The sequence below is a fragment of the Geobacter anodireducens genome (assembly GCA_001628815.1).
Taxonomy (GTDB): domain Bacteria; phylum Desulfobacterota; class Desulfuromonadia; order Geobacterales; family Geobacteraceae; genus Geobacter; species Geobacter anodireducens.
This window is the reverse complement of sequence record CP014963.1, coordinates 255,306-265,684: the sequence shown is the minus strand read 5'-3', so window position 1 is coordinate 265,684 and position 10,379 is coordinate 255,306. Positions and strand designations below refer to the sequence as shown.

Sequence of the window (10,379 nt, the reverse complement as noted above, 5' to 3'; positions counted from 1 at the left end):
AGCAGTGTCTATTCTGAACATTTTAGTCTCCGATCTATATTAGCATTAATCATCCACATCCCCACCAAAGGACTCCCCTTCAAGGCATACGCAGATATCCCCCGCTTATCCTTGAATTCCTTCTCATCGGTGGTGGTGTTTAACTCAATGCACCCCCGTCGTAATTGGGCAAAGCGTTCCTGTATCAGCTTCATGGCATTTCCTGAGGTGCTGTTTTGCATCTCCTCAAGGTTGCCGATGCTCACCGGCAGCCAGCCGGCGCTATCGGCCAGGGCGGTCTGGTCGTTCATCAGGTAGTAGAGGGTGCCGATCTCGCCGGTGTCCCTGATACCCGCCAGTTTTTCCGCCAACCCCGCGGGCGCCTTTTCCGGCTTCTCCAGCCCGCCGGTTCTGATCATGGTGCGGTACAGTTCTGCCTGATGGTCGTAGCCCGCCTCCATTCGTTTGCGGCGGTCATTGCTAGAGGACTTCTTGTAATCGACCACGTACAGCCGGTTGGGCGGCAACTCAAGCAGCAGGTCGGCGTTGCCGTGAATCGGAACCCCGTGCAGTTCACCCTTGAGCGAAATCTCCACCGCCACCGGCCGGGCGCCGGCATGAAACAGTATTTCCCGCCACTGAAGGGCTGCCTTGACGATTTCCTGCTGGAGATGCTTTCGCTCCACCTTCCATTCCCGGCGATGAAGAAACGGCATGATCTCGCAATCTTGCTCTTCAGCAATGCCGGGACCTGAGCCTCGATCCGGTCCCTTTCCGGCAGGGGAACTTTCGGATCAAAGAGCAGCTCGAACACGGCATGGGCTAAGGTGCCCTTTGCCCTGATATCAAGGGTTTCAGGCTGCCAGTCGCGGGGCTCCACCCCCAGCCGTTCAAACAGCCAGGCGAGGGGGGATATCATCAGTTTTTCGAGCCGGCTGGGGGATTCGGGTTTCATGCTGCCATCAGTCCCCTTGTTCAGCTCCAGCAGGTTTCTGTCAAACTTAAGGTCTTGGGGATCGGGGCTGCGGGGGGCTTGCTGATCCATGCGGGGCGCCGGCGGAAGCCCGAAGGCCCTGGCGCGGTCTGATGCACTGTCAAGCTCCAGCACCAATTCATCTTCATCCCTGACATCGGAAAACAGAGCCGCACTGAAGGTTATGGCGGCGGATGGCGACAGAGACTTGCCCAGTGGATCGCGGCGGGGGACGAGGAAGGTTGCGTGGTCCGACGCACTGCGAAGCTGACGGAGGAACAGTTGGCGCTGCTGACGGTTCTGTTCCGCGGCGGTGACCAGTTCAAGGCCCGCAACGGTACGGAACAACTCCAGCTCCTGATCGGTGAAGAGCGAGAAGCCTGCCGTTTTCGGGGGATAGTGCCCGTCATGGCAGCCCAGAACAAAAAGCCGCCTCACACGGCGCCAGGGTTCTTCCCCTTCGTGAAAGACGGCAACACCCTCCCGGTTGAGATCCTTTCCAAGATGTATGGGAATGTTTCGGGGAGTTGCCGTCTTGCGTAGTTCATTCCAGGGGATTTCCCCTGATTTACCGTCGAGACTCTCAATCAGCGCGGCACAACACTGCTCCAGCTCCATTCGGTGCGCGAACAACGGTGAGGAGCGCTCTTCATCGGTCAGTCGCCTGGCGCCGGCCCCGCTCAATTGGACAAAGCGCTTCAGGCGTTCACGCACCTCATCACAACTCTGAACTTTGTTGCGAATGATCTCCAGCATGGCACAGGCGTCATCGGTGCTGTCGGCGCCAGCTTCGAGAGCAAATTTATGGTTGATGACTTCCTGGGCAAGGCGGTTCCCGGCGGCGCAATCCCATGGCATTAGGGGCGATGTGAGGAGCGCTGCCAGGGCGATTACCGGCGCCGGCTTGTCGAGACTGAGCAGGAGATTGAAGACCGCCTCCCGCCCCAGATCGCGTCCGGTGGCTTCGGAGGCAAGACCCGAGACGGGGATTCCCGCCATGGTGAAGACGGTCCGAACTGCGGTGTCGTACCGTTCATCAGCGGGGAGCAGCAGCGCCAGGTCGGACATGGCAAGGGAAGGGTCCTCTGCCAGGGACTGCTGCACCATCCCGGCGGCCACTTCAACTTCCTGGAGGCAGTCGCGGACAGCCAGCCACTGGAGGGTGTTGTCTCGCACAGGCTTGCTGTCCGGCATGGCAAACAGGTGTCGCTGAAGGTGCCCCAGGGCCGTGCCCGCTGGCGCGGCGGCAGGCTCTTCCGTAAGATACGCCGCCAGTTCAGGATCTTCACACTCGCCGGCATCCCGGTTGAGTTTTTCGACCAGGGCCCACTGCCAGGGATTGAGCACCGGCCACCCTTCCCGATGGTATATCCGGGCCGGGCGAAGCAGTCGTTCTGTACTCGCGTCCAGAATCTGCCGGATGACGGCAAGGTGGGGAGGGAGGAGATTCCCCAGGGCGTTTCGAAGCCGCGCCAGATCAGCGAGATGTTTCGCCGACCGTGGCGGGAGCACGGCCGGATTGACGGCATCAAGCCGACCGACGGGCCCCGCTCCTTCCAGCAGCGTTACCAGTGTCCGTTCCACGCGTCTGCGATCTGCTGCCGGTCCGACTGGGCATGATGGAGACTCTTGCTCCAGAAGGAATCGGATAGGGATTCGAGGGCGGAATCAAGGCGCGATTGCCACTCATCGGGAGAAGAAGGGAGGAGGTAGCTTTTCTGCGCAAGGCTGACGAGTTCCGGCCACGTACCGACCTGGACGCCAACGCGGGCACTGGCGGTGGCCGCCATGCGGCGAAGCCTGCGGGCCGCGGACTTGTCCGGTACAAGGATGAAGTGGACAACTGCCTGCCTGGTTATGGCCATGCTTACCTCGGTGAGAGTCAATTTTTGTTGCCGGAAATCGGATGCGCACAAATACTGACATTCTTGTGCCTTATGGATCTCTTTTGATCTTCCGTCAGCTGTTGAAACCGCGCAAACCATGCCGAAGGCGAGCCAATCTCCGGTGGTTTTTTACAGGCATCCCGTTTACTCGACACCGCCAGGGGCTCATTTGGCGTTATGTGTTCTCCGTCTCGTCTCGGGTTTCCAAGCGCTGGAATTTATCTGTCGAGGGTCACCACCTGAACCGCGATCCCCCTTTTCCGTGCACACTCAATCATGTGTTTTGTCCCCCGGGATGCGCCGTTCCATATGGCGATCAGGGCATCACCCATTTCCGCCATCAGCTCATTCCGCTTCCTTCCGGCACCCTGCCGGTAGCGGCCCCAGTCAGCCGGAACCCGGATATGCTCTATCCCGTGCTCCTCGGCATAGCGTGCGGCAAGGGCATCAACACCGCGGGCGCCGCCCTCGATGATGGCCGATATTTCCAGGCCTTTGGCCCTGGCTTCGTCGACGGCCTTGCGGACAACCTCGTAATCGGTGATGGTTCTGCTGCCGGCGATGATGACTTTCATAAAAACCTGTGAAATGGCGCCACGGAAGTTACTTCATCAGCTCTTCTTCCAGATCATCCCAGTCCTGCCGTGATGGCGGATTCGGCAGTTTGTTGACCTCTTCCTCGAATCGCTCAACGAATTCGCCGTACTCTTCAGCATCAAAAAAGAGCTCATTGTCCAGTTCACACCAGATATCGGACAGGAGCATGGCCGGCCTGTCAACCGCCCGGCAACGGGCCATTACTTTCTCCAGGTGCTTCTCCACCGTCAAATCAGGGAAATAGCACCGCCTGATTTCCGGCTCGATCCGTTCCTGCATGAGGTTCAGCACTTCGTAGCCGGGCCCGTCGATGCGGTCGACAAAGCTCTGCAGCTTCCGCTTGGATCGGGTTCTGTCGTATAGTTTCAGGCATTTGGCGAGGATGCGCTCAGCGCGCTCCTTCGTCATTTGTTCAGTCTGCATGTCACGTTAGTCCTTTCCCTTCAAGCGTACGATCCTTTCGCCAGGATTGTATTCAATCCAGTTGCAGGGGAGGGTAGGACCATGGGCGTCAACCACGCAGAGGTCCTTCCAAAACAGTTCACCTCTTCGTCTGCCGGTTGGCCTGAGCCCCTGCTTTTGCCAATTGTTGATTATCAATTCTACGTCCATCGGATTCATGGCTCCGATGCGGTAGAGGTAATTGTCATGACTGGTGTTGTCGGCGAGATGGCGGTGAAAGCCGTCGAGGCCGATCTGGTTTATGATGGTGGCGATGGGGATGATGACGCTCAGGCATTCGAGGGGGATGGCCATGGCGTGCTCCTTGAAATATTCGGTAAAGTTTGCGTATCGGCATTTTACTTAAGCCAAACATACCGCCCATGCGTGTCATTTTCGGGCATGGGATGACTATTCCGGGTTGTTGGCCATCTTTTGTGCGATCAACCTTTTGGTCTCAGCATCCGTAGCGGAAAACCGCTGGCGAGCAACATTAGCACCCAACGTACCGGATCGGGTTCTGTGACCCCTTCGCGCCAAGGTATTCTGAAACATCTCCACCAATGAGTTCGTCGTAGCGCTCCCAATCACTGGCGACTTCGCCGGTGAATTCCCAGCGACCATTGTATGGCTGCCAGCTGTGGATGCGGTAAATCTCGCGCACCAAGCCGTCACAGACAGCAAAGGCAAACTTTGCCTTGTTCCGGCGTGCACCGAGAACCCAGGAGCTGCGCGTCCCCTCGTAGAGTTGCCGGGCGAACTCCCTTGTTTGGGCTGCCAGCTCTGCTGCAGACATCCGGTCAGGCCGGATCTCAATTCCGCTTTTGATCTTGCGGTACTCCTTGTTGATGATGATCAGGAGCGACGGCTCGTTGATAGTGGCCGGCTTGGCGCTATACCTTGCGATCAGGTCGGCATCGCTCATGATCCCAATGTCGTTGCCGTGGTGACCGTTCACTTCGTTTTTCAGTTCAGGCAGGCCAATGTAGTCGATCAGCGCCGACTCGACGTTAAATGCTGTCACGTCATCCAGGCCGTGTCTGATGATAGTGTGCTGCACCTCGCCGTTGTCTTTAAGAATCTCTCTGATAGTGTCAAGCTTGTCGCTTTTATGAGCCGTCTCAAGAGCCGCCCTTGCGTGTTGGAAAACGCGATTGCCCACGCCTTTCCCGACATAGAAAGGCTTACCTTCGGGGGAAGACAGAACGTAAACGTAGTAGCCAAGCTTTTCAGTGACAGATGGCGGGAATTGCTGGATTTTCATCGTTCCTCCGAGATTATCGATGATTGCGCTTCAGGCCGTTTGCCGTTCCACGTAGGGCACCCGTCCGACCGGTACAACGGTGGAAGCTGGTCCGCAGTGGACATCCTGGTCATCAAAAAAGATGTGCGGCCTGAATGCCTCCAAGACTTCCATCTTCTTCATCCCCCCGAGGAAGAACACCTCATCCACCACCACGTTCCAGGCCCTGAGGGTCCGGATTACCCTTTCATGGGCTGGGCGGCTGCGGGCGGTGACCAGGGCGGTGCGGATGGGGGGCACCGTGGTCCCTGCCAGCTCCTGGATCGCGGCAAGACTCTTAAGGAAGCGGGCAAACGGTCCTTCGGGGAGCGGTCTGCGGGCATTATCCGCCTCGTGACGGACAAATGCCTCCAATCCGTGTTCCTTGAAAATCCGTTCCGATTCGTCGGAGAAGAGAACTGCATCGCCGTCAAAGGCAATCCTGATCTGGTTGATTTCTTCGTTGAGGCAACTCGGCCGGCTGTAGAGCAACGCCGATGCAATGCCGGCATTGATGCCGGCCTGTACGTCGTCTTCGTGCTGGGAGAGGAGCAGGTCAACCCTGAAGGCGCGCAGGTATGGGGAGAGAGGGGCGCCGCCGGTGAGAGCGGCGCGGGTGATGTCGAGACCGTAGTGGTCGATGGAGTTGAATATCCTGAGACTCGTCTCTGACGAATTCCGGGACATGACCACCACTTCGGTCCTCCTGTCGCCTGGGAGCGTTTCGTTGAGCCTCAAGATCGCCTTCACCAGCGGGAAGCCGGTACCCGGTTCGAGGACGCGGTGCTCGTTCTCCATCTGGAAGGCGCGGTAGGCGTCCAGCCCCTCGCTGGTGAAAAGCCCGTCCTCATGGGAGAGGTCAAAGAGCGCACGGGAGGATATGCCAACGACGAGGCATTCGGTAAGATCGACAGCCATAGACCAAACTCGTTGCTTATTGGTTAAGAGCGATAGCGGCTTCTGAGAGGCTTATTCTAATTGCCGAATAGACTTAGCTCCTCGGAATATAGCGCGGATTTGAATTTGTCCATTGGTGTCGAACCTGGTTCAAACAAAGAGGCGTCATCCTCTATAATTGCTCCATTGCTGATCTTTGATGGCCTCGATGATGTTATGCAAAAAATGCAATTCTGGTAGCCAATATCTATGACAGGTTCCTCATCGCTATAATCATAAAAAAGAATTTCTCCCCCTTTTTTATCCGTTATGCTCGACATTCCATCTTCATCTTCATCCAGGGCGCATCTCAGCATGCCGGAGAAATATTTCTTTTGCAGATTGACTTCATTCATACTTTTGAATCTGGTACTGGCTATTTTGGCTATGTAGTCGTCACATTTTTCAAACTCATCTATATTTGGGCTTATTTTCTTTTCAAACCAGTCTATTACATGAAAAATATCTTCATCTTCTCTCTGAACTATTGAGAAATGAAGATAATCCAATTTCCAATTGTCAATACTGAAACCATCTTCAGTATCCGCATTATCATCACTGCTGGTGACTCCGAAATATATTTCATGATTGATAATGTCTAATTTTTCACCGATTGTTTTGAGATCAAAGCTCATTTTAAAGGCCTCCATATGTTTAGATATGTGAACTGCTTATTTTGAGATGCTTAAATATTCCACTCCGACTCTTCTCCCCGCTGAGAGTAAATTATGTCCCAGCACCCGTCATCGATCCGAACAATGAACCGGCAACAATCTCCGCCATTATCTTCAAACTCAAGATCAATGGGCTCGTCGTCATAGGAGATGCCGGAGATTATCGAGCCCATCAGCTCTGTTCCTTCATCATCAAGCTCTAGCATGCTGATATCGAACGTTGACAGCTGTATGCTGAGTTTCTCCGGGACAAATCCGCCCGGACAATTGATGGTGAAGCTGCCGTATGTCTTTCGCGACGGCGCCGCATAGATGATGTAAATACCGTCTTCAAATTCGCTGTAGGTATCGACTTCCTCATAATTGGGCGCTAGCTTTGGAGACCTGATCTCATCGCCATCCTGTGACGACAGGACGCCGTAGAGATGGAAAACGTCATTGTAGTTGTGCGTGCATTCATAGTAGTCACTATTCTCGAATTCCCCATCTTTTTGGAGTTGGAGGATTTCTTCGTACTGCTCATCGGACAGCCGCCCGCACGAAACTTCCATGCCAGGTCCTGCAATTTCGAGGGTGATGCTTTCCGGCGCATCGTTCCGCTTGGGGGCGGTGGCGGTCGGATTGGGCACCGTAGCACCTGCTTTCGTCCCGCAATCTCCGCAGAACTTCGCTTCTGGGGCCATCTCGGCGCCGCATCCGCTGCATTTCGGAGGGGCATTCAGGTTGGCGCCGCATTCCGGGCAGAACTTGGCCGGGCCTGCCTGTGGTGCGCCGCAGGAGGGGCAGCACATGGGCTGTGGCGCTTTTTCACCGCATTCCGGGCAGAACCTAGCCCCTTCCGCCATGGCGGCGCCACAACCGGTGCATGAAATGCCTGGTGTGGATTGTTGTTGTTCTTTTTCTGCAGCAGGAAAGCACTTCAATGCTTCCGGGTGCCCGTTGTCTGCCGCTGCTCCCAGCCAATGCTCCGCTTTTGCCATGTCCTGGGGGGTCAACTTGCCTTCCCAATAAAGGAATCCGAGATGGTACTGGGCTTGAACGTGGCCCCTGGTTGCCGCTTTTTCCAACAAAGTCAGGGCAAGGTTGACATTGTTTTTTTCGATACTTCTGCAAGCCATTTCGTACATTGCATCAGGGGTTCCTTCCCAGGCGTTTGCTGCCATATTCAGAATTGAATCGAACAGTCCCATAATCGTGCCTCCAGAGCTTGATATGAATTGCAATTGCTTAATTAATGCGATTCTCTATTTCTGATATTATGGCTATCGGCATGGACGAGAGATTCTTTAGCAAATTCTTTATCTCGCTGCCGGTTTTACGAATTTCCTGATGCAAGAAAACCAGTTCCGGATCAGTTTCATGGTTGCCTGTTCCCCCCGAACAGCACCGGCTGATGCTTCTTCCCCTGATGTCTCTCGATGGTTTCGTAAATGTCGGCGACTGTCGGCTTGTCGCTCCCACCGTGAATAATGGCGTGGATCATTGTTTGGCGGGCCAGGAAGTCGATCTCGGTGATGTGCATCGGATGGCGTTCGACCAGAGTGACCAGATCGTCATCGACAGAACTCCGCCCGATATGCTCTTCCCAGCGCCGTATCTGCTCCTCCTCGGGCGGATACTCCAGCTCGAACCGTAGACTGAACTCAGCCGGGAGTCTCGCCTTGCCGGGCAACCTGGTGACCAGGCAGAAGAGACCCGGATGGGTCCGGAGGTGCGAGGTCAGCTCCCCCAGCATCATGTTGCGGGCGGTGTCCGGCGTGTCCGCCAGCAGCCGCTCCACTTCGCGGTTGTGGTCAACGAAGAGGATGACGGACGCGCTGCCGGTTCCGGGCGAGAAGGCATAGCGCATCGGACTGACTTTTTTCTGGCTGACCGGATCGACGACCCTGTTTTCGTCGGCCATGGAGAGGGCCTTGTCGAAATCGAATTCCCTGACCATGAGGCCGCATTCGTGAGCCAGTGCCCGGACGGCGTTAATTCCGGTCTGGATGTCGCCGGAACCGAGGAGGACCGAAAGGCCGAGTCCCCCTTCCTTCAGACGCCGATACGCCGTGGCCAGGTGGCGGATCTGCTCTTTCTGGTATTCCCGGAGAGGGATATCCTCCAGGGTCATCGCCGGAGGGTATGTTCGGCAGAGGCGGGACATCTCGGCCAGCGGGGAAATCTGCAATGACGCCGCGTGGCTGAGGAGCTCCCGCGTGATGACGGTGTTCTCGATCCCATCGTCGGACATGGCCTTGTTGAGGGCCAGGAAGATGGTGTTCTTGATGAGCCCGCCGGTGAACTCGTACCGCTCGGAGAGCATCCGAAGGTCGATGTCGTCGGCCAGTCGGACACCGGGAGGAATGAGCGACTGCCACATGCAAAAGCGCAGGTCGGGATCAGGGATGGCGAAGGAAACCTTCATGCTGATGCGCCGTTCCATGGCCGGGTCAAGCTCCACGGGCTTGTTGGTGGCGAGGATCACCACGCAGCGGGCCTTTTCGATTTCGATGAGGAGCGCCCGGCTTGCCCGGGAATCATCTCGGAAGATGTCGTCGGATTCGTCGAAGAAGACGATCCCCCCGTGGAGTGATGCCTCGCGGAACAGGGAGCCGAAGTTTTCCTCGTAGCTTCCGGGTGTATCGTTCAGATCCTCAAGCCGGAGGGTGAAGAGCTGTCGATCGAAGTGGCACGCCAGGGCCTTGGCCAGCATGGTTTTGCCGGTACCGGGGGGGCCGTGGAAGAGGAGGGTAAGGCTGGTGCCGTAGCCGTAGAACTCGTCGAGGATGCTCCGCTGCCCCAGCTCCCGCCGTTTCAGGTAGTTTCCCACGTGGGTGACCACCTCATGCTTCGCCGCTTCGTCCATGACGACCTGATCAAGGCTGACACAGCTCCGCTCCCTGCCGACGAACCTGAACATGGTGCTATAGAGGTTGTTGTCATCTAGGATAAAGCGGACGAACCGCTCGTGGAGACAGACGATCTCGTCCAGGATGTTGGATGTCTCGTCCAGCGTATTCCGGAAGAGGACGATCTCCTGGCGGATAAGGGAAGCGTCGACGCTGAAGCCGGAGCGGCGGTCGATCTGCTCCCGGTAATCCCTGCAGATGATGGCGAGGAGGGAACCAATCTTCATTCCCTCTGTCCACTTTCGCTCCTTTTCGAAGCCGCAGAGATAGAACATTTCGCAGAAACCGCGACTGGTAGTGAGCATGAAGAGAAGGAGCACCACGCTGCGCTCGAAGCCCTGGAGGCTGTAGTTTTCGCAGAACCGGGGCAGGGTGAGGGCAATGCCGGCGCGGGCCGATGCCACTTCCCGCAAGCGGGTCTTCTGCACGTGTCCCGACAGGAGCAGCTCCACACGGTCCAGGGTGGCGTTTTCCGTTGACAGACCGGCCAGGGACAGTACCCGCGAAAAATCACTCTCCTGGATCGCCTCGCTGCCGTTGCAGCGCAGTACCGCCCGGGCCAGGATCAGGCGCGCTTCCTGTTCCATGGCCTGAAGATGGTCGAGGTTGTCGGCAAAGGGGGCGGCCGCCGGCGCGGAATCCCGCGCCGACAAAAGGAGAACCTGGGCGCCCTGGTCCGAAGGGGTGAAGGTCGTTTGTGCGTTCATGGTCATGGTGGGC

The 10,379-nt window shown here is 56.7% G+C and carries 11 protein-coding genes; all 11 read right to left on the bottom strand.

The features are described 5' to 3' along the window. Window positions 1-8 precede the first annotated feature (8 nt). The gene (locus A2G06_01200; GenBank protein ANA39235.1) at window positions 9-398 is read right to left on the bottom strand and encodes a hypothetical protein; all 390 of its coding nucleotides are present in this window, start codon (window positions 396-398) and stop codon (window positions 9-11) included. After that, on the bottom strand, window positions 395-2,299 hold the full coding sequence (locus A2G06_01195; GenBank protein ANA39234.1) for a hypothetical protein: 1,905 nt from the start codon (window positions 2,297-2,299) through the stop codon (window positions 395-397). Before A2G06_01195 ends, A2G06_01200 begins: the two co-directional genes overlap by 4 nt. A 218-nt stretch (window positions 2,300-2,517) precedes the next feature. Next, entirely contained in the window at window positions 2,518-2,817 is a 300-nt protein-coding gene (locus A2G06_01190; protein ANA39233.1) for a hypothetical protein, read from the bottom strand. 239 nt (window positions 2,818-3,056) lie between these two features. Continuing rightward, complete coding sequence (locus tag A2G06_01185; GenBank protein ANA39232.1) at window positions 3,057-3,413, bottom strand: hypothetical protein; 357 nt, start codon at window positions 3,411-3,413, stop codon at window positions 3,057-3,059. 28 nt (window positions 3,414-3,441) lie between these two features. Next, window positions 3,442-3,843, bottom strand: a complete 402-nt coding sequence (locus A2G06_01180) for a hypothetical protein (protein ANA39231.1) — start codon at window positions 3,841-3,843, stop codon at window positions 3,442-3,444. Window positions 3,844-3,864: 21 nt separating this feature from the next. Further along, entirely contained in the window at window positions 3,865-4,191 is a 327-nt protein-coding gene (locus A2G06_01175) for a hypothetical protein (protein ID ANA39230.1), read from the bottom strand. Between the two features lie 178 nt (window positions 4,192-4,369). Then, window positions 4,370-5,140, bottom strand: a complete 771-nt coding sequence (locus tag A2G06_01170; protein ID ANA39229.1) for a hypothetical protein — start codon at window positions 5,138-5,140, stop codon at window positions 4,370-4,372. Between the two features lie 30 nt (window positions 5,141-5,170). Further along, window positions 5,171-6,076, bottom strand: coding sequence for a 5'-nucleotidase (locus tag A2G06_01165; protein ID ANA39228.1), 906 nt, complete (start codon window positions 6,074-6,076; stop codon window positions 5,171-5,173). 56 nt (window positions 6,077-6,132) lie between these two features. Next, window positions 6,133-6,729 carry a hypothetical protein gene (locus A2G06_01160; GenBank protein ID ANA39227.1) on the bottom strand — a complete coding sequence of 199 codons (597 nt, stop codon included), beginning with the start codon at window positions 6,727-6,729 and terminating at the stop codon, window positions 6,133-6,135. Between the two features lie 50 nt (window positions 6,730-6,779). After that, window positions 6,780-7,895, bottom strand: a complete 1,116-nt coding sequence (locus A2G06_01155; protein ID ANA39226.1) for a hypothetical protein — start codon at window positions 7,893-7,895, stop codon at window positions 6,780-6,782. 230 nt (window positions 7,896-8,125) lie between these two features. Next, complete coding sequence (locus A2G06_01150; GenBank protein ID ANA39225.1) at window positions 8,126-10,372, bottom strand: hypothetical protein; 2,247 nt, start codon at window positions 10,370-10,372, stop codon at window positions 8,126-8,128. Window positions 10,373-10,379: the final 7 nt, after the last annotated feature.

What these genes read in the sequence shown, in the direction of transcription:
- A2G06_01200 (ANA39235.1), bottom strand. Translation starts at nt 398, where the DNA reads ATGATCAGAACCGGCGGGCTGGAGAAGCCGGAAAAGGCGCCCGCGGGG.
- A2G06_01190 (ANA39233.1), bottom strand. Translation starts at nt 2,817, where the DNA reads ATGGCCATAACCAGGCAGGCAGTTGTCCACTTCATCCTTGTACCGGAC.
- A2G06_01185 (ANA39232.1), bottom strand. Translation starts at nt 3,413, where the DNA reads ATGAAAGTCATCATCGCCGGCAGCAGAACCATCACCGATTACGAGGTT.
- A2G06_01180 (ANA39231.1), bottom strand. Translation starts at nt 3,843, where the DNA reads ATGACGAAGGAGCGCGCTGAGCGCATCCTCGCCAAATGCCTGAAACTA.
- A2G06_01175 (ANA39230.1), bottom strand. Translation starts at nt 4,191, where the DNA reads ATGGCCATCCCCCTCGAATGCCTGAGCGTCATCATCCCCATCGCCACC.
- A2G06_01170 (ANA39229.1), bottom strand. Translation starts at nt 5,140, where the DNA reads ATGAAAATCCAGCAATTCCCGCCATCTGTCACTGAAAAGCTTGGCTAC.
- A2G06_01165 (ANA39228.1), bottom strand. Translation starts at nt 6,076, where the DNA reads ATGGCTGTCGATCTTACCGAATGCCTCGTCGTTGGCATATCCTCCCGT.
- A2G06_01160 (ANA39227.1), bottom strand. Translation starts at nt 6,729, where the DNA reads ATGAGCTTTGATCTCAAAACAATCGGTGAAAAATTAGACATTATCAAT.
- A2G06_01155 (ANA39226.1), bottom strand. Translation starts at nt 7,895, where the DNA reads ATGTACGAAATGGCTTGCAGAAGTATCGAAAAAAACAATGTCAACCTT.
- A2G06_01150 (ANA39225.1), bottom strand. Translation starts at nt 10,372, where the DNA reads ATGACCATGAACGCACAAACGACCTTCACCCCTTCGGACCAGGGCGCC.